This is a genomic window from Cryomorphaceae bacterium 1068 (genome assembly GCA_027214385.1).
Lineage (GTDB): Bacteria > Bacteroidota > Bacteroidia > Flavobacteriales_D > Cryomorphaceae > JAKVAV01.
This window is the reverse complement of the sequence record JAPVXR010000002.1, coordinates 157,680-178,886: the sequence shown is the minus strand read 5'-3', so window position 1 is coordinate 178,886 and position 21,207 is coordinate 157,680. Positions and strand designations below refer to the sequence as shown.

The following is a 21,207-nucleotide window of genomic DNA, read 5'->3' as shown; positions in this document are numbered from 1 at the left end:
CCTTTACCAGATGAAATTTAGAATACTGAGACTCCTCTTCATCACTGCTTCTGTGGCTTTTGCGTTAAGTTCATGCCGAAATGAAGATAATAGAATTGAGCCTACCTGCTTCGACGAAGTGAAAAATCAAGGCGAGATAGGCATCGATTGTGGTGGCCCTTGCCCCGAATGTTTGCCCACTTGTGACGATAGAGTCTTAAACGGTACTGAGCAATTTATTGATTGTGGTGGCGAAGATTGCGTTCCATGTGCAACCTGTAACGACAATATTCAGAACGCTCACTGGAAATTTGATCCGAACTTAACCATGGCTGATTTCAACTCCAACGACAGCATTGGTATGGCTGGTGGTGTTTTGTGGCGTTTGGTATTGGAGCAAGGTGTAGATTGTGGTGTTCCATGTGACACTTTCTGTGTAGCGACTTGCGATGACGGTATTATGAATGGTGACGAACAAGGTGTAGATTGTGGCGGAACGAATTGTCCTACAACTTGCTTCCCTCCTACTTGTGGCGATGGTATTCAAAACGGTCAAGAAACAGGAATCGACTGCGGTACGCCGGGTTGTCCTGATTGCCCTACTCCTACCTGCAACGATGGAATCCAAAATATCCATATAGAATACATTGATCCTACTCCTCAGAATCCTCAAGGATATCTGGTGGTAGTAGAAACAGGTCCTGACTGCGACAACGATTTCCAAACATCATGTCCTGATTGTCCGATCCCGACATGCTTTGACGGATTGCAAAACGGAAGCGAAACAGGTATTGATTGTGATGACATTGACAACAATGGCTGTCCTCCTTGCGACCCTGTTCCTGCTTGTGGAAATGGTTACCAAGACGGTGATGAAACCGGTGTAGATTGTGATGATGATCCTCTGACTGAATGTCCTCCATGTGCTACATGTTCAGATGGCATCCAAAACGGTCCTGAGTTTGACATTGACTGTGTGGACTACTTCATTCCACCATATGATGGAGGTTCATGTCCTCAGTGTATTTCTTGTCATGACCTCATACAGAACGAAGAATTATTTGAACTTGATGTGGATTGTGGAGGTCCTGAATGTGAATCTTGTGAGCAATTCCTTATTGCCGATATTGATGGTTCCGGATTCACGGATCAGTTCTTCTTTAATCGTACTATAGCTCCCGGCAATTCAAATGATCCGGATACGCTTTTCGTCCCCAACGCTCTCACCATTGGGCCCACACAGGGACAATTTCCGAATCCCGAAAATGCATATCGCATAATTCAAGGAATTCAGCAAGTAGAAACAGCAAATGGAACATTCCAACGAATCCTGAAGGTTTATATTCCTGCTCCAAACAATGTAGAAGTCGGAGATGATCCTATAGAAGTAGAGGGTTTTGAATTGGGCCTTACAGTGCCTCCGACAGTAGAACTTACAGAAGGTTTCTTAGATGGTCCTTTTGCAGGTTCGGCTACTTATCAGTCGAGTGATAATGACTATGAAGCAGGTGATCCTGATCCAGAGTTTAGCCTATTCTACAAGTTTGAAGTGAGTCCCCAAGGATATGCCTATCTCAAAGGTCAGATTACATTCACCAGAGTGAAGCAGGCGTTTAATCCCTTGAATACGGAAAACATTCCAATTAATGACATCACTTTCCAAATTCAGTACAATTTCTACGAATAGGGAAGTTGAATAAATAGAATTACTAAGCCCGCTGAATACAGCGGGCTTTTTTTACTCTGTAAAAGAAAGCGGCATCCGAATAAGTCGGATGCCGCTTTCTTGTTGGCTGTAGGGGAAGGATTCGAACCTTCAAGGAGCAGTTAGCCAGCCTGAGCTGATTTATTCTTTACCTCCACCCTCGAGACAGGAGGGCATGTCTGCCGGTTTCATCACCCTACAAGGATTAGTGCTAATTTATAGTTTATACCTTTTCATTGCTATATTCGTTACATATTGAGTCTATTTTTATGTATTCATTAATTTTATCAGCTCTCACTTCCTAATCCATAATTAGAGCGCAAATAGTCATAGATGAATTATCAGATCGATAAACTCGACAGGCAGATACTGGAGATATTAAGTGCAAATGCTCGCACGCCTTACACCGAAATTGCCGAAAAACTGATTGTTTCCGCGGGAACCATCCATGTTCGTATGAAAAAGATGGAGGCTGCAGGAGTGGTGAAGGGAACCGAAATCGTAGTGGACTCTATCAAACTGGGTTTTGATCTTACCGCATTTATCGGAGTCTTTTTAGACAAAGGAGCAGTATACCAAAACGTAATCAAGCAGCTCAATGAGATCAATGAAATAGTCGAGGCCTACTACACTACGGGCGGCTACAGCATCTTTTTAAAAGTAGTTTGTAAAAACACCGAGAATCTGAGGGAGGTGTTGAATGAAAAAATTCAACAGGTAGATGGAATACAACGCACCGAGACGATGATTTCCTTGGAGCAGAGCATCCGCAGGAAGGCACCTCTTTCACAGAAAGACTAATTAACTTCGCACCAATGAAAGTAGAGGCCATAATCGCTGAATTAGGAAAGCTAGAGGCAGAAGGCAAGAAGATGTTTCTGACCTCATCGTTTCAAACACACTCCATACCACTGTTGCACATTGTAAGTAGAAGTGAAGTTCCCATCCCGATTTACTGTCTGAACACAGGGTTTCTATTTCCTGAGACGTTGACTTTTCGAGATGAACTAGCCAATAAGTTGAAATTGGACTTAAAAACGATCTCTTCTTCCACCCCAAAACACCAGCAGAAGGATGCAAATGGGAATTTCTTTTTCACATCCAACCCCGATTATTGCTGCCACCTCAACAAGGTTGAGCCCACCGAGCGATTGCTTCACAAGTATAACATTTGGGTAAATGGTGTGAGGGCAGATCAAAATTTGAATCGGCGAAATATGACCACATATCAAGCTGCCAAGTTTGGCACTGAACGCTTCCACCCAATGCTCGACTGGTCGGGCAAAGACATTTTTGACTACATCAAGGAGCACGACCTTCCCAGACATCCGCTGGACGCCCAAGGCTACCAAAGTATTGGCTGCATCCCATGTACGCGAAAAACGGATTTGAACGATCCTCGTGCAGCCAGATGGTTTGGCCTCAGCAAAACTGAATGTGGCCTTCATACCGAACTGACAGAAAAATAATTTGATGAGAATACTAATCACCGGTGGGGCGGGATACCTCGGAACGGAAATCAGCTTACGCTTGATGAATCACGAAGAGGTGGAGTCGATCCGCATTTACGACAACCTCAGCCGAAAAAATTACAATATTTTTCTAGGACCTGAGCGACTGAATGGGAAGACGAGTTTTGTAGAAGCGGACATCCTTGATTCGTACACGCTGAAGAAAGAAATCGCCCAAGCTGATTTGGTCATTCACCTTGCAGCAAAGGTGAGCACGCCTTTTGCAGACATCAGCCCACACCTTTTTGATCAAGTGAACCATTGGGGAACCGCAGAGCTGAGTTATGCTCTTGAAGAGTCCTCGTGTGAGAAAGTGATCTATTTGAGCAGCGCCAGTGTTTATGGCTCAGGTGAAGAATCAGCTACACCCGAATCGACTCCAAACCCTAAGACCTTCTACGGAATTTCTAAGCTCAAAGGTGAAGAACACATCGCTCGATTAGCGGGAAAGAAAGAGGTTTCCATCGTTCGATGTGCCAATGTTTACGGCTACTCCAAAAGCATGCGCTTTGATTCAGTGATCAATCGATTTGTGTTTCAAGCCAAGAATTTCAACCGAGTGACCATCAATGGATCAGGTGAACAGCTTAGGGCTTTTGTTCATATCGAAAGAGTGGCCGGCTTTATCGAAAAACTCTGCTTCGCAAAAAACAAAAAGAAGATTTACAATCTCGTTGATCGCAATCTATCTGTCAATGATGTGGCGTATACACTCAAGGACATTATGCCCGAAATGGAGATGCTCTATGTCGACCAGCAGCTAAAGCTAAGAGAGATAAGAGTGAATGAGGATGCCAATGTAAAAGCACTGATCGGAGCCCCTGAAGCCGAATTTCAAAAAGAGCTGGAGGATTTTTTGGGGAAGATGGCTTAGTCCATTACCACTTCACCGCCAGCTTTCCAATCGTTCCGCGATTCTCCAAAGCTTTGTGGGCTTCCGCCAATTGCTCAACAGTGTAAGTTTCATGAACGACGGGTTTTAAGACTCCTTTCTCGGCAAGAGCCACGGTTTCCTGCATGCACTTCGCTACCACTTGGGGTTTGTAATCTCCTAGTTTCAGTATGTTGATACCAATTACTGACTTGGATCGCATAATGAAGGTGAGTGGTGAAAAGAATCCCGTTTGCCAGAGTAACTTCAAGCCTGAGATCATCCCTTTCGAACCTCCTACCCGCGACGCCGCTCCGAAAATCACAAACTTTCCGCCTGCACCCAAAAGCTTTAAATCCTTCTTGGTGCTCTTTCCCGCCAATGAATTGAAAGTAGCATCAAGCCTATCTTTCTTTAAAATCTTGTTGATGGCTTCGGAGTAATCCTGCTCTCTATAATTGATCGGATGCTGAACACCCATTTCTTTTAAAAAGTCTAGTTTCTTCGATTGACTCGCTGTTCCGAAAACTTCACATCCTTTGGCCAATGCCAGCTGGCAAAGCATCAATCCAACTCCTCCTGCCGCGGCATGAACGAGCACCCGATCACCTTTGTAAAGGTTCATACTCTCTTCAAAGCAAACGTAGGCCGTGGTTCCCTGTGTTCCTAAAGCTAGTGCTTTGGCTGCTTCAAAGTCATCTGTTATTTCTGTCAGAGCCCGATAATCTGTAGCAGCATATTCGGAGTATCCTCCAAAGCGAGTGAGAGCTACTACGCGTTTCCCCACATAGCCCGCAGGCACCTCACTTCCCGCTTCTTCGATCCGTCCCACTACTTCGTAGCCAATCACGCAAGGTGTAGGAGGTGTTTCCGGATACATACCGCTTCGGGCCAGCACATCGGCGAAATTTAAACCAAAGGCCTCCACCTTGATCAAAACCTGTGAGTCCTTACAAGTGGGTTTTTCTACTTCTCTGATTTCAAAAGCTTGTTCGGGCTTCCCGAATGATTTTAAGAATACTGCTTTCATGGTTACTTTATTCCGTTTACGACTAAAACAATTTCGCCTTTCGGCGGATGATCGGTGTATTTCGCAACCAATTCACCCAAAGTTCCGCGAACGGTTTCCTCGTGAATTTTTGAAATTTCCCTTACCAATGCGGCCTGACGATCTTCCCCAAAAAATTCGGCAAACTGAACCAAGGTCTTGACAATGCGGTGCGGCGATTCGTAAAAAATCATGGTTCGCTCCTCTTCTGCTAAACCGGTAAGTCGCTTGTTGCGGCCCTTTTTCGGAGGAAGAAATCCTTCAAAACAAAACCGATCTGCAGGCAATCCTGAATTAATCAAAGCAGGAATTACGGCAGTAGCACCAGGAAGCGTTTCCACAACAATATCGTTTTCGGCGCAAGCCCGAACCAGCAAAAAGCCGGGGTCAGAAACTCCGGGAGTTCCTGCATCGGTGATCAACGCTAATTCATCTCCACTTTTTAATCGATCGATCACACGTTCCAGCATCCGATGCTCATTGTGCGCATGGAAAGGGATCATTGAGTTGTCGATTTCAAAATGCTTGAGGAGCTTTCCTGAAGTACGGGTATCTTCAGCGAGAATGGCCGCTACCGATTTGAGCACTTCGACCGAACGAAAAGTCATGTCGCCGAGATTGCCGACAGGCGTAGGAACCAGATAGAGTTTTGACAAGGCTAGAGGGTTTTGACGAATTCCACGAGCAAGGTAAAAACTTCCTCGTAGTTGCTCCAATCCACCACTGCGGGTGTATCGAAAACATCGTGGTAAGCGGTGATGTTTCCTTCGGTGTAAATGAAGACAGCAGGAACTCCATTCTCGGAAAACCAATAATGATCGCTATTCGCGGCTTTTCCACGGAGTTTGATTTTGGGGACCAAGTCTCTCTCAGTATTGATGGCTGCCATTTGAGCCATACGCTCTTGGTAAAGCCGACCGTTAACAATGGTAATTCCTTTTTCGGCTGAGCCCATCAAATCTAGATTAATCAGAAACTTGATCTTGTCGAGATCGAATGTGGGATACTCCACGAAATACCGCGAGCCGATAAGCCCCGCCTCTTCTCCCGAAAAGAAGATGAAATAGGTATCGAACTCAGGTTGATTTTGGGAATAATAGCTTGCCAAATCAAGCAGCGTCGCCGTCCCTGTTCCATTGTCGCTAGCCCCCGCAAAAAGGGCATCTCCCATCATTCCCAGATGATCATAATGCGCTGTGAAAACCACGAGACTATCTGAGCTTTTCCCATCGATCTTCGCAATGATGTTTTGGGCGGTGAAGTCAATTTGCGTCGGTTGTGTTTTCAAACTTAACTTCTCTTCGCGCTCAGGGAAAGAAGAGGTGAGGACTTCAAAAATGGGATTACTCAATGATTGTTGACCTACCGACCAAGTCAATTTTTCTTTGAGAAGTATGACAGGTCCTCTGGTCAAAGCGGCCTTCACAAATTCGTGCTGAACCGTCACTTCTTCGGGAGTGTCTATACCCTTGGTATCGATAACGGGGATGGAGCCTTTCGGCAAAACGGGAACCGCAGAGGAAAGAAGAATCGCCGAATCCAAGCGCATAATCTTCCATTTGCCCTTCGCGGCAACTGATCGAGAATCGATGATAAAATCAAAACCCTCTTTGAGCTGCCGTTTGCCGACTTTTAGCGTCGAAGACTTCGGGAAAGTATTGACCGAGAAACCATAAGATTGAACGATTGGCTCCAGTCCAATGTCATTGAGTCGCTTTTGTAAAAATGCTGAAGCCTTCGCTAAACCGTTATCAACATAGCCCCTTCCCGCCAATTCAGGAGAAGCGAGCATCTCCAAATCTGATTTTACCTGATCGAGGTTTTGACCATATAGCTGAAATACGGTAATGAAGAAAATAAAAGCAAGAAGCCCTCTCATAAGTACCTGCGTTGAGCCAAGTCGATCAATTCTTTCACTGCGGGATCTTTGGGATTCCAGCCATACTGCTCACTTAAGGTATTTTGAATGTACTCGTCGGCCTCAATGTAGGAGCCAAACCTATTCAACTTTTGAATGGAGCCTTCGAAAGCGGTTTGATCATCATTAAAAAGTTGACTGATAAAGCGAAATTTCTGATTTATTCCGATCGCACTCACTAGATCTTCGATTGGCTTTTGCTTAAGTTTTTGGGCCAATGACTTTTCGTCACTTTTCTCGTGAAACTTATCGTTTAAACTTTGCTCCATCCGCTTAATCTCTTCAATAGAATCAATCAAGGAAATCTGATTTGGTGATACTTCGGCACTTCCCATCGGGATAACAGGCCCCGAAACTGCCTCATCTGTAGCAGCTATTTCCGTCTCATCTTCAGAGATAGCTTCTGTGATTACCTCTTTTTCGGTAGCAGCGGGAGCTACTTCAGGAGTTTCCGCTTTAGGCTCTTCCACTATTTCTGCTTCTCGCTCTTCACGGATGAGGTCTTCGTAGGATTTATGGCGAATTACCACCAAACGCTCGTAGAGATCTCGACTGAGATCAGCCATTTCTATTACTTCTTCTGCCTCTAATCGACCGGCTTCCAGTTTGGTGCCGAGCTCTTCGAGTTGTCTAATGATATCTTGAATCGTCATGAAACGGTTATTCTTGTTCATAATTTAACGTTGAGTCAATAGCACTCGTACCTTACTTGGCTATTGATAAATGTTAAATTTGCTGAAACACAAAACTAAGGCATATTGCCTGAATGGTTGTGTTTAGGATTATATGTTTTTAGAAGACAACGTCAGATCAAAAAAACCGGGAGGAGGCTGGATTGAAGTCATTTGCGGATCCATGTTTTCAGGGAAGACAGAGGAATTGCTTCGGCGACTCAATCGCGCCAAAATAGCGAATCAAAGAATTGAAATCTTTAAGCCCCGCATTGATACGCGCTACGACGATGAAGAGGTAGTCAGCCACAACCGAAATTCCATCCGAAGCACACCGGTAGATTCTTCCGAAAACATTTTGCTACTCGCCTCTGATGTAGATGTAATCGGTATCGACGAAGCTCAATTTTTTGACACCAACCTGCACAATGTCTGTAATCAATTGGCCGATCAGGGCATTCGAGTGATCGTGGCCGGATTGGATATGGACTTTCAAGGCAACCCATTTGGGCCCATGCCCAACGTTTTGGCTGTAGCCGAATACGTCACCAAGGTGCACGCCATCTGCGTGAAAACGGGAAAGCTTGCAAACTATTCACACAGAATAAGCGGCGGATCAGCGACGATTGAGCTGGGAGAACTCGACCGATATGAACCTTTGAGTCGTGAGGCTTATTTGAGAGCAAAGATTCAAGAAGAAACTTCCGCTAAAAACGATGAGTAGAACCTCATACCAGATCTCAGAAATCGCTCAAATCATTGGTGCTGAAGCCTCCATATACATTGATGAACCTATACAAGATTTACTGACCGATAGCCGCACTTATGTCGGCGGAGATGGCTTCTTATTCTTTGCGCTGATTAGCGGAAAAAATGACGGCCACAAATACATCGAGGAACTTTACATAAGAGGTGTAAGAAGTTTTGTCGTGTCTGACACAATCGATGGAAACAAATTTCCCAATGCGAACATTTTGCGCGTTGAAGATCCGCTCAAAGCTTTGCAAGTGCTGGCTGCTACCCATCGACAAAGATTTTCATATCCGGTGGTGGGAATAACGGGAAGCAATGGCAAAACGATTGTAAAGGAGTGGCTATTTCAGCTGCTCCAACCGGACTTTTCAATCGTGAGAAGCCCGAGAAGCTACAACTCTCAAGTAGGCGTTCCCTTATCTATTTGGCTCATGACCAAGGAAAACGATTTGGCTATTCTAGAGTGCGGTATTTCCAAAAATGGTGAAATGAGCCACTTGGCAAAAATGGTAAAACCCTCCATCGGCATCTTCACGAATATTGGCCCTGCGCACCAAGAAAACTTTCAAGACTTTCGAGAAAAAACATCGGAGAAATTAAAACTGTTTAGCAGTACCGAAATATTGATTTCTTGTCGCAACCACACCTTATTGCAAGAAGTGATTGCCGCTGAATACAGCGGAAAAAACTTGACCTGGGGTGAAGATTCCAAATGTGATCTGGTCATTCTAGATACGATAAAGGAATCGAATCAATCTGTCATTCGAGGCAATTACAACGGAAATGAAATGGAGGTAACTATTCCGTTTTCTGACGATGCCTCAATAGAAAATGCCTGTCATTGCTGGTTATATCTACTGCAAGAAGGCATTGATAAAGCTAAAATTGCCCATCGGCTTTCGAACCTGAGCCCTATAGCTATGCGCCTCGAAAAGCGCACAGGGATAAACCGATGTACCATCATCAATGATTCCTATAATTCAGATTTAGCCTCTTTGGACATTGCGCTGGACTTCCTGGCCATGCAAGCTCAAGGACGAGGCAAGACTTTGATCTTAAGCGATATTTTGCAAACGGGTAAAGATCCGGCTTCATTATATACCGAGGTGTCAGATATTATAAACAGAAAAGGTATCGAACACATTTTTGCTATAGGTGAAGAGATCGGAGCAAATTCCTCAATATTCGGCGATTTGAATATCCGCCTATTCGAAGATACCGAAGCCTTTTTGAATTCATTCAGCGAGAAAGATTTTGAGGAAATGGCCATTCTTGTAAAAGGAGCGAGGGCGTTTCGCTTTGAACGAATTGTTCATAGACTGGAGCAAAAGACCCATGAGACCGTTATGGAAATAGACTTGAACAAGATGAATCAGAATCTTGACTACATCAGGTCATTGCTCAATCCATCGGTTCAAATCATGGCAATGGTAAAGGCTTTTGCATATGGGAGCGGAAGTTCGGAAGTAGCAGCGGCATTAGAATATGCCGGGGTAGATTATCTGGCTGTAGCTTACGCCGACGAAGGAATCGCGCTCCGAGAATCAGGGATCAAAACGCCGATTATGGTTCTTAACCCCGTCTCTTCAGCATACGACTCGATGATAAGGTATGAGCTGGAACCGCAGATCTACAGCTTCCTGACCTTGGACAAATTCACCAAGGCATTGTCCGTTCATTCGGAGAAAATGCCTTACCGCATTCACCTGAAGGTAAATACGGGAATGAACAGATTGGGCTTTGACTTGAATGAAATCGATCGTTTGTCATGCGAACTTCTTTCTTTAAAATCTGAAGTCAAAGTATATTCGGCTTTTTCTCACTTGGCTGGAAGCGATGATGAAAAATTTGATCAATCGACAAAAAGACAAATCGATCGATTTGATGAAGCTTGCAAAAGACTAGAGCAAAAAGGGATCACGGGGTTCATTCGCCACATTCTGAACTCGAATGGAATATTGCGACATAAAAACGCTCAAATGGATATGGTACGGCTTGGACTGGGATTGTATGGACTTTCCTCAAACGAAAAATTCAGGCAAAAGCTGCAGCCAATCAGTCGGCTAAAAACCGTCTTATCACAGATCAGAATCGTTCCAAAAGGTGAGGGAATCGGTTACTCTCCAGAGAAGGTTTTGGATTCAGAAAAAAGGATAGGAGTAATAGCCATGGGTTACGCGGATGGATTGCCCAGAGCAATTGGCAATGGCACCGGTCAGGTCTTTATCAACGATAAATTTGCGCCCTTAATCGGAAACATATGTATGGACATGGCCATGATCGATCTATCTGAAATCGAATGCGATGAAGGTGACGAGGTGGAAATTTTCGGCGAAAATAATTCCATTTACACTTTGGCTGAAAACCTTAACACGATTCCGTATGAAGTTCTGACCAATATATCTACCCGAGTGAAAAGGGTCTTCTACAAAGAATAGAATTCCAATATTCTGAACAAGAGCAAGGGTTTCTGAGTTGTTAATTTGTGATCTTGCAGTGCGAGAAATTAATTGAACAATACCACCACCAAACATGAGATTTAAAGCTTTACTCTTTACGGCTGTATTTACTGCCTTATTATCCTTTTACATGGACGGGCAAATGGCCAGAGTAGAAGGAGAGATCCTCGTCCAACTGAAAAAAGGTGTGACTCCTGAACAGCTTGCTGCAGAATATGGCAACCTGCATTCAGACAAACTTCTATCGGGTCCCATGAATATTTATCGCTTTCTATTTGATGAAAGCTCAAATGCACAAGCACTTCTGGATGACTTACGGTCGAATCCAAAAGTGAGTTTGGCTCAATTCAATCACTTTGTAAAAGAGCGTTGTGATGAAGTAAACGACCCTCTGTATACTGCCCAATGGCATCTGGAAAACACAGGAGAAGATGGAGGTACGGAAGATGCCGATATAGACATTGATCTGGCTTGGGGCCTAACTACAGGTGGTACTACTGCGATGGGAGATACCATTGTAGTTTGCGTAATAGAAGGCGGGAATCTCAATCATCCCGACTTACAGGCTAATGCTTGGAGAAACAACGAAGAAATACCTGACAATGGCATTGATGATGACGCAAACGGATACGTAGATGATTTCTTCGGTTGGAATGTTGCCGATGAAAATGATCAAGGTGTGTTTCAAGGTGGACACGGAACCAACGTAATGGGAATGATCGGCGCAACGGGAGGAAACGAAATCGGAGTGATCGGTGCAAACTGGGATGTGAAAATCATGTCCGTAACAGGTGAAAACCTAGGGAACGAAGCTTCTGTAATTGAGGCCTATAACTACCCTCTTGTAATGCGGCAGCGTTACGATCAGAGCGAGGGAGAATCCGGAGCATTCGTAGTAGCCACCAACGCATCTTGGGGTATCGATTTCGGAGATCCTGATGAAGTTCCACTCTGGAGTGCTTTCTACGACACGCTGGGAACGTATGGAATTCTAAATTGCGGAGCTACTTCAAACCAAAACATCAATATTGATGTAACGGGAGACATCCCGACGGCGGCTCCAAGCGATTACATGATCAGTGTAACTGCAACCAATAACAATGATCAAAGAACTTTTTCAGCTTACGGAGCTACCACAGTAGACTTCGGAGCACCCGGAGAAGATGTGGTAACCACCGCAGGAAATAACGGATACACTTCTACATCGGGAACCTCATTTGCCTCTCCGCTAACAGCTGGAGTCATTGCCCTTTTGTATTCAGCTCCATGCGAAAGCTTTGCTGAATTCGTGAGAAATGACCCTCAAGCCGGGGCTGATTTGGTCCGTCAAGCATTATTTGACGGGATAGATATCGTTCCAAACTTGGTTGGGGAAACAGTAACGGGTGGAAGAATCAACGCCTTCAACAGCATGCTAGAAATCATGAACGGATGTCTAGACGAAAATGTCTGCATTCCACCTTTAGCTTTCGAATCTCAATTGGAAGATGACACGGTATATACTATTTCTTGGGTTGACGTATCAGGAAATGGAGCCACCGTTAGGTTCAAACCACAAGACAGCGAAGACTGGATCGTAGTGGAAGGAATCGAAGGTACTTCATTGGTTCTTGACACCCTGAGCATCTGCACGACTTACGACTTTGAAATCGGCTCATCTTGCGAAGAAGGCGGTGAAGTAGTGTATACTTCTTGCTTGACCATTTCAACCTTGGGTTGCTGTGTTGTTCCTGAAACTTTCATAGCAGAAACATCTGTAGAAACAGAAGCTGACGTTTCGTGGTCTACTGATTTCGGAGTAGCGTCATACAATCTTTATTACCGTGCGCTAGGAACAGATGACTGGATCCTTTTTGGAAACTACGAGGAGGTTAATGATGCCACAATCGACGGGCTCGAGTCATGCACGGATTATGAATTTCTCGTTACGCCCTCTTGTGCAGAAGATCAAGATGCCGGTATAGTGAGTAATGCACGTACCAAAGGTTGTGGTGCTTGTCTTGACAATACCTACTGCGCCAATTTTGGAGAGGATAGCTCAGAGGAGTTCATTGATGAGATAGTCATTGGTGACTACACCTTCGAAACAGGAAATAACGGTGGATACCAATTGTTTGAAGACTTTGACATCATCTTAGGCCAAGGAGAAACCTACGAAACTGTTCTAACTCCCGGGTTTGACGGACAAACATTTGATGAGTTCTTCAAAGTTTGGATAGATTTGGATCAAAACGGAACATTCTCCAATGATGAGGAATTGCTAAGCTCTGATCAAGGGTCTTCTGCACCTGTTGAAGGTGACCTTACCATTCCAGAAGATGCGCTGCTCGGGGCCACCAGAATGAGAATTGCTATGAAGTATGTGGGAGGTTTCGGGATTCCAGATGACGTTTCTACTTGCGAGACTTTTAATTGGGGAGAGACTGAAGATTACTGCATCACCATCGCTGATGTGACCTCAGTAAACGAGAATAATGGCGTAGTGGCCTTTGGGTTGTATCCAAATCCTTCAGGAAATAACTTCAACCTCGATTTCAATTTGACCAAAGCCGTGAGTGGCGAAAATGTGTTGTTCCGAATTTTCGATATCTCAGGCAAGGAGGTAAAAGCCTTGAGAGTTTACCAAGGGTTACAACAGATCAATGTTTCAGAGCTGGAAAACGGAATGTACATCTACAGACTGCAAACGATTGATGGAAAAGACCTCCGCTCAGGGAAATGGGTTAAGACACTCTAGCGAGCACGAGCCTTTTTAGGTAAAGCATGTATAAGCGCTTCAAGGTTTTCCTTGAAGCGCTTTTTTGTGTATTTCTCACCTACATACTCCTGACTTGTGATCTTGAATGAATTCAAAAAAGCCGTGTTCATAGCTTCTTCAAATACCTCAGCAGTATCCCTATCCGTGTAAATTACACCAATCTTACCGTTCTCCAGTAATTCATCTGATACCAGTGATTTTGGTGCTATAGGCAGAACACCAGCCATGAGAGCTCTTCTGGTAATTCCTACAAAAGGTTCCCTTTCAGGATCAATAAATAATGCATCCAAATGGGCATACATATCGGCATCATGGTGATCAAATGGGGTCGCTCTAATGACATCTTTGAAAGCGTGCATTTCAGGAATCTCCGCGAAAAAATCCTCTAGTGTAGATCCTTGTAGGTTCAAACAAAGGTTTATTCCCTTATTCAATCTGAGTAACTGCAAGAGCTTCCTTCCCGTGCGCTGAATCAGCTCTTGGTTTTGCGGCAAACTCCATCCTATTACCATCCTCTCAGAATCACCGAAAAGGATTGACTTCCTCAAGCTTCTTTCATCTTCATCAAACTGGAATGGTTTTCTGGGAATGGGAAGAGGCAAAACGTGAACTTTGTCTAAAGCGAGATGAGTGGCTGCCTTTACGCTGTTGGCTGTTTGGTTGATCGGTGTGATCCAAGCATCGATTTGATTGAACCGAAACGTATGCAAGAAATCAGGCCTCATCTCAGACAAATGTCTATCCTGAATAAAAACCAGCCTTAATCTGCCTTTCATTAGAAACTTGGCCGTAACCAGAAGATTGGTCGAACGATGATTCCGAAAAATAACGGTCGAAATTTCTTTGTCCTTAAGCAGTTTGGTAAACTTAAGAGAAGCGTCAAAATCATGGCGACCTGCAATTTTACCGAGTTTGACATAATTGAGACGGGCATGCGATGCAGCGGCCTTAAGCTTGCCTTTGCTCATACCAAAAAGGGTTATACCAAAATCGCCCCTATTTATAATCTTAGCTGCAGTAAGAATTTCACGTTTTGATGCGTTCATCTTCTTACCGTAGATCAGAATTCCGATTTTTTCTTTATTGATCACACCCTAAAGTTAGAGAAACTAATCCTCTGATGAGGCAGCGGAAAAGAGACCCACAAAGAATGAAAAGAAGGTAACTCCTGCTTGGGTCTCCAAAGTGTCTTCAGACAAGAAAGAAACAAGGGCTACAATGGCAAAGAAGAGGAATAGCCTGTGATTCCTCCACCTATATATTAAGACTCCCAGAAACGCTAAAAAATAGATGAAGCCAAGCAGCCCGAAAGTGACTAAAAAGGTGATGTATTGATTGTGAGCTCGGTGGCGATATTTCGACTCTATAAAAATTGGAAAATCGACGTATGCATCATTGAAAGATTGCTTGACATCCCCTGTGCCCACACCTGCGAGCAGGTTTTCACGTGCCAACGTATACCCTATTTGCCAGTACACAAACCGCTGATAGAATGAAGAACCTTGCAAAACGCCTTTGGTCAAGTACAAATGGGTTCCGTGCAAAAATGTGTGTATCCGCAATTCCAACCCAGACTTCTCCGCATATGCTACAGCAGGAAATCCTGCTTCAATGTTTGCAATATCTTGAGAGGAAAGACTCTCGACACCTCGCTTGTCTTTTGCCAGACCCTTGGAAGTGAGGTAGCGTAAAAGTCTATCGAAAAGGACATTGGTCTCTTTGGGGTCAAAGTCTATTTTCACTTCACTGCGCTCGTTCCAAGCATCTACCATTTCATGCTCCGAAATATTTGCGTAGAGGTAATTCCCATTCTCTATCTGCAAGGTGTCATAGTGGTTGTAACCATTGCCCTCAGCGGTCTTATCCATCATTGGAAGTGCATCGTCTGCAAGCTCAAAATAGCTCGAATAATAGCTCTTCATAGCAAAGGCCAAAAAGACAGGAATAGCTACCAAACTTGCTAAAACAATAATTCTCACACCTTTTCCCGATCTGATTATAACCTGTCTGATCAAAAGAATCCCCAGGCCACCAAAAAGAACAAAAAGGACCGTAAGCGTTTGGAGAAAGTAGAGGAATACCAACGCATTCAAAACTGAAATGATCGAAAACAGTTTCCATTTAGCACCCACCTCACTAAAAAACTCAAGACATCCACCGATGAAAACCACAATCATCAGACTAAGTCTGATATGAGAAATATCCGGGGCCATACTTCTGGGATCCATCTTCACCATAGGGTCGGAGAAATAGAGGTAGTATCCTACCATGGTGGCTATAAATATCCCAATACCTAATGCAACGAATACCTTCTTTAAATCGGTTCGGGAAAGTTTAATGGTTCCCAATGCCAAAGCTAAAACAAGCAGGGGAAGCTTTATACGTAAGTCCTTAGCCGCGTAAGCCCAATCAGAAGTGTTGATCAACCAGATCAGGTGAAGAGCAAAAAGCCCCGCCATCCAGGTCGCAGGGTTATTGAACGTTAATCGACTGATTCCTTTTTTTACTCCAGGATCAATAAACCAAAAAATGAGCAAAAGGATAATTCCTATGCTCATTAAGAGATTCAAATTCGGCATCCCAATTGCCAAAAGGCAAATGATATAAAGCCGGTATTTATGAAGCCTTCCGGAATCTAAGGCCAACTTATTGAGGCGTTAAGATTTGGCTGTACTTTTCAGAATCGGTAAAGATTGTCATAGCAGAATCGATCGCGGGATCTTCCGCCAGGCTATTTTGAATTCTGCCCTTTTGGTAATAATATCGAGATACAATCTCGTTCTCAAGAATTGGCTCAATATCACCTCTGAAGATTTCCAGATCATTGTCTTTCTTCGAGCTTATGGCCTCTTCCATTTGCTTAAAGGCCTCCTCGGTTATTCCGTAATACTTTTCATCCTTCGCCACGGTAACCAGTTTCTCAAATTCCTTTTCGGTGTCGGTCGTGTAGGAATAGTTTTTTCCTTCTAAATATTTTACGAACTCATTGTAGCCGTCATCAGTCAGTTTGAAGTCAGCTGCATCGGCAATAGATTCTCGATCCTTTGCATAATCATTAGCATATTTGAAGAAGAGATTCTCTGTAAGCAGGCTGATTACCACGTGGGGAATTTCTCCATTCTCGACTTTTACGTCAGGTTCAATTCCTCGTCCATCCATTACAACCCGGCCACTATTGGTTTCAAATTTCTTCAAAAGGGAATCGGGTACTTCTTCCACTTTTCCATCTTCTGTCTTGTGCGAGTAGTCCAGCTTTTGGATACAGCGACCACTTGGGATGTAATACTTTGCCACAGTTAGTTTCAACATACTGTTGTATTGCAAGTCCTTCGTTTGCTGAACAAGTCCTTTACCGAAGGTGGTGTTTCCTACAACCACTCCGCGATCCAAGTCTTGGATGCTCCCTGAAACAATTTCAGAAGCCGAGGCGCTTCCTTGATCAACCAAGATGACCAAAGGCATTTCCAAGTCTAGAGGCTCATTTAATGCAACATGGGTTCGGTCCCATTCAGAAATCTTTCCTTTTGTACGAACTACTTCTTGTCCTTTCGGAACAAAAAAGTTTACAATGTTGATAGCTTCACGGAGCAATCCTCCACCGTTTCCTCTCAGATCGAAAATCAATTTCGTCATCCCTTGTTTATCTCTCAGCTCTAAAAAGGCCTCGCGCACCTCTTTACTCGCTGTTTGAGTAAAACTACTCAGGCTGATATAGCCCACTTCGTCATCAAGCATGCCGTAATAAGGCACATCAGGAATCTTAATCTCTTCACGAGTGATTTCAACTTCGTTCATCATGCCAAACCTTTCGTAGGTCACCTTCAACCCGGTTCCCGATTGACCTTTCAGTAAAGAGCTAATTTCTTCTTGATCTTTGTCTTTGATGTCGGTGCCATCGATCATTATAATTTTGTCGCCAGCACGCAATCCCGACTTTTGCGCAGGAGAGTCTTCATAGGGCTCGGAGATGTAAACGTCTCCATCAATAGATCGAATTAAGCTCCCGATTCCGCCGTACTGACCCGTGGTCATAAAGCGGTAATCTTCAATATTGCTCTCCGTAATGTAGTTGGTATATGGATCGAGTGATTCAAGCATAGCATCAATACCCGTTTTCATCAGATCGCCAGGTTGAGTTTCATCTACGTAGTAGAGGTTCAACTCTTTGTATAGCGTCGCAAAAATTTCCAAGTTCTTTGAAACTTCGAAGAAATTATCGCCCGGAGCTACGGCTCGTATTCCTAAAAAACCTACAACCAAAATGGCTGCACCTACAAATATTTTCTTTCCCTTAACCTTCATATATCCGTGAATTGAGGACTAAATTTAAAACAGAAATTCAAGCTATACCTTGCTTTGGCTACTATTGGCAATTAAATCTTGTTAATCACTTTTGGAGTCTCATTGATCATTCTGACAAAGTTTGACTCAAGCTGTGAATACTTCGATCTTGGTTGCCCGTTGTAAATAACGGCAATCAAAAGCCTTTTATTGGAATTTACGACTTCATTTTCGATTGCTTTTTTATTGAGTCGAATGACTTCACGTATCTGTCTCTTAAGCCGATTGCGATCCACCGCTTTTTTAACCCGCCTTTTTGGCACAACCACGAGAAATTTTAAATGCGGCCATTCTTGCGTTTCCTGAAGCAAGAGCTTAAAACTCAAAGAGCCGGAACGGAAATTTCTGCCCTCACCAAAAAGCGCATCGATCTCGTACTTCGAACAAATTTTTTCGGCTTTTGGAAATTTAAAACTCATCAATAGGCAATAATAAAAAAAGGCAACCCAAAAGGTCGCCTTTTTCATTGATCAATATTCTTTTGAAGCTATTTCGCTTTCTTGATATAGTGTTCGATGGCCATTGACATGGATGGAAACCCCGGAGCAGGCGCGTGCACATCCAAAGTCAAGCCGGCATCTTTTACAGCATCGGCCGTGGTGGTTCCGAAAGCAGCTATGCGAGTGGCATTCTGCTTAAAATCAGGGAAATTTTTGAGCAAAGACTCAATTCCTGAAGGACTAAAAAACACCAGCATATCGTAGTTAACATCAGCCAAGTCTGATAAATCACTGCAAACCGTTCTATAAAAAATGGATTTGCTGTATTTGATATTGAAACTATCCAATTGGTCGGTGATACTGCGCTTATGGATATCAGAGCAAGGAAGCAAGAACTTTTCGTTCTTGTGTTTCTTGATCACTTCCATCAAGTCTTCAAATTTTTGCTTCCCGTGAAAAATCTTTCTCTTGCGGTATACCACATATTTCTGCAGGTAGTATGCCGTAGATTCTGACAAGCAAAAATATTTCAATGACTCAGGCACATTCACTCTTGTTTCTTCGCACATTCTGAAGAAATGGTCAACGGCGTTCCGGCTGGTCAAGATTATTGCTGTGTGCTCCAATATATTTATCCTCTGCTGACGAAACTCCTTTGCAGGAACTCCTTCAACATGGATAAAGGGGCGAAAGTCAATTTGAATCTTGTACTTATCTGCCAATTCGAAATAAGGTGATTTATCAGAAGCCGGCTTGGGCTGAGAAATCAGAATTGATTTAACTTTATCTGCCATATGCATCCATTATTGAACTCCTTGTGCGCCTAAGCGAGACTCTTTTTAAAGAGGCTCAAAAACAGCACGAAGGGCAAAATTTCGAGGGTGCAAAGGTACAAAATTATATAGATTCGAGAAACCTTGTAAGAAAAGCTCATCGCTAAGCCTTGGACAGTTCTGAATACAAAAGATACAATGAACAGAAGGGCAGCTAATGGAAAAACCCATTCCAGCTTTCCAACATTTACAGAAACGGAAATAAGTGCCAATGGGAGATAAATCAAACCCAAAATTTTACTTACCGAAAACACTTCAAAACGATATTCCCTGAGTAATCCCTTGTCTTGATAAACCCACTTCAGGACACTCATGAAAAGGAATTTCAGAAGATATAAAAGAAGAAAGCTAAACAGCACCATGAGGTAGAGCGAAATGCCTAGACTTTCTTCTCTAATCACTCCGTAATAGTGCAAAGCTGCGTAGATGATCAGCGAAGCCATAGCCACAAAATGAGCGAAGAGCACCAAGGAAGCCTGATGAGAAAACAGTAGCTCCTCGCGCATGACCTGCCGAAGAATCTGCAAGCGCGCTGCCGTTTTGAGCAAAAGGCCGAACCGCTTGGAGTACACCATACGAATGTATCCTAAAGCTGCTAAAGCTATGAGGAACACCACTGTCATCCAGGGCTCAAAAAGGATCGGATTCTCTCGTAATATTGGCTCCATTCGCAGCGCAAATCTGGCGATTTCTGCCGACAATATGCTTAACTTTGCAGCCGTAAAACAAAAGAATATGCGCACCGATCAATATCAAGGACACGATTATTACGAGATGGATGAGATGCTCACCGACGAGCACAAGCTCATCAGAGAAACGGCAAGAGCCTGGGTGAAGAAGGAAGTGTCTCCGATCATAGAGGAGTATTACGAGCGATCAGAGTTTCCAAAACAGCTGATTCCCGGATTGGCTGAAATCGGAGCTTTTGGACCATATATCCCCGAGGAATATGGCGGAGCAGGAATGGATCAAATCTCTTATGGTTTGATCATGCAGGAATTGGAGCGTTGCGATAGCGGGCTTCGCTCTACTGCATCTGTGCAGAGCTCATTGGTGATGTTTCCCATCTGGAAATATGGCACAGAAGAACAACGACAGAAATTTCTTCCCAAATTGGCTTCGGGAGAATTTATTGGGAGCTTCGGCCTTACCGAACCCGATCACGGATCAAACCCGGGAGGAATGCTCACCAATTTCAAAGACGCCGGAGACCATTACGTCTTGAACGGAGCGAAACTTTGGATCTCCAATTCACCGTTTTGCAATGTCGCAGTGGTTTGGGCCAAAAACGAGGAAGGGCGTATCCACGGACTCATCGTAGAAAGAGGAATGGAAGGTTTTACCACTCCTGAAACTCATGGAAAGTGGAGCCTTCGCGCCAGTGCTACGGGCGAGTTGGTATTCGATAATGTAAAAGTTCCCAAAGAGAATCTTCTTCCGGGAAGATCGGGTTTAGGAGCGCCACTCAGCTGCCTGGATAGCGCCCGTTACGGAATTGCTTGGGGTGCCATCGGAGCTGCTCTCGACTGCTATGACTCAGCATTGCGTTACAGTAAAGAACGTGTGCAGTTTGGAAGACCCATTGCCGGGTTCCAGCTTCAACAAAAGAAATTGGCTGAGATGATCACAGAGATCACCAAGGCGCAATTGCTCACTTTCCGTTTGGGTCAGCTCAAAAATGAAGGCAGAGCTACCAGTGCTCAAATCTCAATGGCCAAGCGAAACAATGTGGACATGGCATTGAAAGTAGCTCGTGACGCACGACAAATGCATGGCGGAATGGGAATCACAAATGAATACCCGATTATGCGACACATGATGAACTTGGAGTCGGTAGTGACTTACGAAGGAACACATGATATCCACTTGTTGATTACCGGATTGGATATTACGGGTGAGAACGCGTTTACCTAATTCTGT

The 21,207-nt window shown here is 43.9% G+C and carries 18 protein-coding genes and 1 tRNA gene; 8 read left to right on the top strand and 11 right to left on the bottom strand.

Annotated elements, in window-relative coordinates; all coding sequences use genetic code 11:
* Positions 1–10: 10 nt before the first annotated feature.
* Positions 11–1,666: a hypothetical protein gene (locus O3Q51_03555; protein ID MCZ4407868.1), complete on the top strand. Its 1,656-nt coding sequence runs from the start codon at positions 11–13 to the stop codon at positions 1,664–1,666.
* A 103-nt stretch (positions 1,667–1,769) separates the two neighbouring features.
* Here O3Q51_03555 and O3Q51_03550 read toward each other — a convergent pair.
* Positions 1,770–1,885 (bottom strand) — tRNA-Asp (locus O3Q51_03550).
* A gap of 132 nt (positions 1,886–2,017) precedes the next feature.
* On the opposite strand from O3Q51_03550, the gene O3Q51_03545 reads away from it, so the two are divergent.
* From O3Q51_03545 to O3Q51_03535, 3 genes are read left to right on the top strand one after another with little or no spacing between them, the layout of a single operon-like run.
* Positions 2,018–2,485: an Lrp/AsnC ligand binding domain-containing protein gene (locus O3Q51_03545; GenBank protein MCZ4407867.1), complete on the top strand. Its 468-nt coding sequence runs from the start codon at positions 2,018–2,020 to the stop codon at positions 2,483–2,485.
* 14 nt (positions 2,486–2,499) lie between these two features.
* A complete protein-coding gene (locus O3Q51_03540; protein MCZ4407866.1) occupies positions 2,500–3,153 on the top strand; it encodes a phosphoadenylyl-sulfate reductase in 654 nt (217 codons plus the stop codon).
* Positions 3,154–3,157: 4 nt separating this feature from the next.
* Entirely contained in the window at positions 3,158–4,069 is a 912-nt protein-coding gene (locus O3Q51_03535) for an SDR family oxidoreductase (protein MCZ4407865.1), read from the top strand.
* A gap of 4 nt (positions 4,070–4,073) precedes the next feature.
* Here the strand turns inward: O3Q51_03535 and O3Q51_03530 are convergent, their stop codons facing one another.
* From O3Q51_03530 to O3Q51_03515, 4 genes are read right to left on the bottom strand one after another with little or no spacing between them, the layout of a single operon-like run.
* Positions 4,074–5,096: a zinc-binding dehydrogenase gene (locus O3Q51_03530; GenBank protein ID MCZ4407864.1), complete on the bottom strand. Its 1,023-nt coding sequence runs from the start codon at positions 5,094–5,096 to the stop codon at positions 4,074–4,076.
* 2 nt (positions 5,097–5,098) lie between these two features.
* A complete protein-coding gene (gene rsmI, locus O3Q51_03525) occupies positions 5,099–5,770 on the bottom strand; it encodes a 16S rRNA (cytidine(1402)-2'-O)-methyltransferase (protein MCZ4407863.1) in 672 nt (223 codons plus the stop codon).
* Positions 5,771–5,772: 2 nt separating this feature from the next.
* Positions 5,773–6,993, bottom strand: coding sequence for a M28 family peptidase (locus tag O3Q51_03520; GenBank protein MCZ4407862.1), 1,221 nt, complete (start codon positions 6,991–6,993; stop codon positions 5,773–5,775).
* Positions 6,990–7,706: a hypothetical protein gene (locus O3Q51_03515; protein MCZ4407861.1), complete on the bottom strand. Its 717-nt coding sequence runs from the start codon at positions 7,704–7,706 to the stop codon at positions 6,990–6,992. Before O3Q51_03515 ends, O3Q51_03520 begins: the two co-directional genes overlap by 4 nt.
* Before the next feature lie 112 nt (positions 7,707–7,818).
* Here O3Q51_03515 and O3Q51_03510 point away from each other — a divergent pair, with 112 nt between their 5' ends.
* The 3 genes from O3Q51_03510 (at position 7,819) to O3Q51_03500 (ending at position 13,652) form a co-directional block, all read left to right on the top strand.
* Complete coding sequence (locus O3Q51_03510; protein ID MCZ4407860.1) at positions 7,819–8,427, top strand: thymidine kinase; 609 nt, start codon at positions 7,819–7,821, stop codon at positions 8,425–8,427.
* A complete protein-coding gene (locus O3Q51_03505) occupies positions 8,420–10,894 on the top strand; it encodes a bifunctional UDP-N-acetylmuramoyl-tripeptide:D-alanyl-D-alanine ligase/alanine racemase (GenBank protein MCZ4407859.1) in 2,475 nt (824 codons plus the stop codon). Before O3Q51_03510 ends, O3Q51_03505 begins: the two co-directional genes overlap by 8 nt.
* Before the next feature lie 94 nt (positions 10,895–10,988).
* Entirely contained in the window at positions 10,989–13,652 is a 2,664-nt protein-coding gene (locus tag O3Q51_03500) for a S8 family serine peptidase (GenBank protein ID MCZ4407858.1), read from the top strand.
* Here O3Q51_03500 and O3Q51_03495 read toward each other — a convergent pair.
* The 6 genes from O3Q51_03495 to O3Q51_03470 all read right to left on the bottom strand — a co-directional run bounded on the left by O3Q51_03495 (position 13,649) and on the right by O3Q51_03470 (position 19,955).
* A complete protein-coding gene (locus tag O3Q51_03495; protein ID MCZ4407857.1) occupies positions 13,649–14,764 on the bottom strand; it encodes a hypothetical protein in 1,116 nt (371 codons plus the stop codon). The two genes, O3Q51_03500 and O3Q51_03495, sit on opposite strands and share 4 nt — an antisense overlap.
* An 18-nt stretch (positions 14,765–14,782) precedes the next feature.
* Positions 14,783–16,231 carry a hypothetical protein gene (locus O3Q51_03490; GenBank protein ID MCZ4407856.1) on the bottom strand — a complete coding sequence of 483 codons (1,449 nt, stop codon included), beginning with the start codon at positions 16,229–16,231 and terminating at the stop codon, positions 14,783–14,785.
* Positions 16,232–16,319: 88 nt separating this feature from the next.
* Entirely contained in the window at positions 16,320–17,975 is a 1,656-nt protein-coding gene (locus O3Q51_03485) for a S41 family peptidase (GenBank protein MCZ4407855.1), read from the bottom strand.
* A gap of 71 nt (positions 17,976–18,046) precedes the next feature.
* A complete protein-coding gene (rnpA, locus tag O3Q51_03480; protein ID MCZ4407854.1) occupies positions 18,047–18,433 on the bottom strand; it encodes a ribonuclease P protein component in 387 nt (128 codons plus the stop codon).
* Positions 18,434–18,501: 68 nt separating this feature from the next.
* Positions 18,502–19,248, bottom strand: a complete 747-nt coding sequence (locus O3Q51_03475) for a uroporphyrinogen-III synthase (GenBank protein ID MCZ4407853.1) — start codon at positions 19,246–19,248, stop codon at positions 18,502–18,504.
* A gap of 29 nt (positions 19,249–19,277) precedes the next feature.
* Positions 19,278–19,955 carry a DUF4271 domain-containing protein gene (locus tag O3Q51_03470; GenBank protein MCZ4407852.1) on the bottom strand — a complete coding sequence of 226 codons (678 nt, stop codon included), beginning with the start codon at positions 19,953–19,955 and terminating at the stop codon, positions 19,278–19,280.
* A gap of 67 nt (positions 19,956–20,022) precedes the next feature.
* Here O3Q51_03470 and O3Q51_03465 point away from each other — a divergent pair, with 67 nt between their 5' ends.
* Positions 20,023–21,201: an acyl-CoA dehydrogenase family protein gene (locus tag O3Q51_03465; GenBank protein ID MCZ4407851.1), complete on the top strand. Its 1,179-nt coding sequence runs from the start codon at positions 20,023–20,025 to the stop codon at positions 21,199–21,201.
* Positions 21,202–21,207: the final 6 nt, after the last annotated feature.

Excerpts from the sequence above, each read along its gene's own strand:
- O3Q51_03465 (MCZ4407851.1), top strand. The coding sequence starts at position 20,023 with ATGCGCACCGATCAATATCAAGGACACGATTATTACGAGATGGATGAG.
- O3Q51_03475 (MCZ4407853.1), bottom strand. The coding sequence starts at position 19,248 with ATGGCAGATAAAGTTAAATCAATTCTGATTTCTCAGCCCAAGCCGGCT.
- O3Q51_03555 (MCZ4407868.1), top strand. The coding sequence starts at position 11 with ATGAAATTTAGAATACTGAGACTCCTCTTCATCACTGCTTCTGTGGCT.
- O3Q51_03510 (MCZ4407860.1), top strand. The coding sequence starts at position 7,819 with ATGTTTTTAGAAGACAACGTCAGATCAAAAAAACCGGGAGGAGGCTGG.
- O3Q51_03490 (MCZ4407856.1), bottom strand. The coding sequence starts at position 16,231 with ATGAGCATAGGAATTATCCTTTTGCTCATTTTTTGGTTTATTGATCCT.
- O3Q51_03485 (MCZ4407855.1), bottom strand. The coding sequence starts at position 17,975 with ATGAAGGTTAAGGGAAAGAAAATATTTGTAGGTGCAGCCATTTTGGTT.
- O3Q51_03535 (MCZ4407865.1), top strand. The coding sequence starts at position 3,158 with ATGAGAATACTAATCACCGGTGGGGCGGGATACCTCGGAACGGAAATC.
- O3Q51_03500 (MCZ4407858.1), top strand. The coding sequence starts at position 10,989 with ATGAGATTTAAAGCTTTACTCTTTACGGCTGTATTTACTGCCTTATTA.
- O3Q51_03470 (MCZ4407852.1), bottom strand. The coding sequence starts at position 19,955 with ATGGAGCCAATATTACGAGAGAATCCGATCCTTTTTGAGCCCTGGATG.
- O3Q51_03515 (MCZ4407861.1), bottom strand. The coding sequence starts at position 7,706 with ATGAACAAGAATAACCGTTTCATGACGATTCAAGATATCATTAGACAA.
- O3Q51_03530 (MCZ4407864.1), bottom strand. The coding sequence starts at position 5,096 with ATGAAAGCAGTATTCTTAAAATCATTCGGGAAGCCCGAACAAGCTTTT.
- O3Q51_03540 (MCZ4407866.1), top strand. The coding sequence starts at position 2,500 with ATGAAAGTAGAGGCCATAATCGCTGAATTAGGAAAGCTAGAGGCAGAA.
- O3Q51_03505 (MCZ4407859.1), top strand. The coding sequence starts at position 8,420 with ATGAGTAGAACCTCATACCAGATCTCAGAAATCGCTCAAATCATTGGT.
- O3Q51_03520 (MCZ4407862.1), bottom strand. The coding sequence starts at position 6,993 with ATGAGAGGGCTTCTTGCTTTTATTTTCTTCATTACCGTATTTCAGCTA.
- O3Q51_03545 (MCZ4407867.1), top strand. The coding sequence starts at position 2,018 with ATGAATTATCAGATCGATAAACTCGACAGGCAGATACTGGAGATATTA.
- rnpA (MCZ4407854.1), bottom strand. The coding sequence starts at position 18,433 with ATGAGTTTTAAATTTCCAAAAGCCGAAAAAATTTGTTCGAAGTACGAG.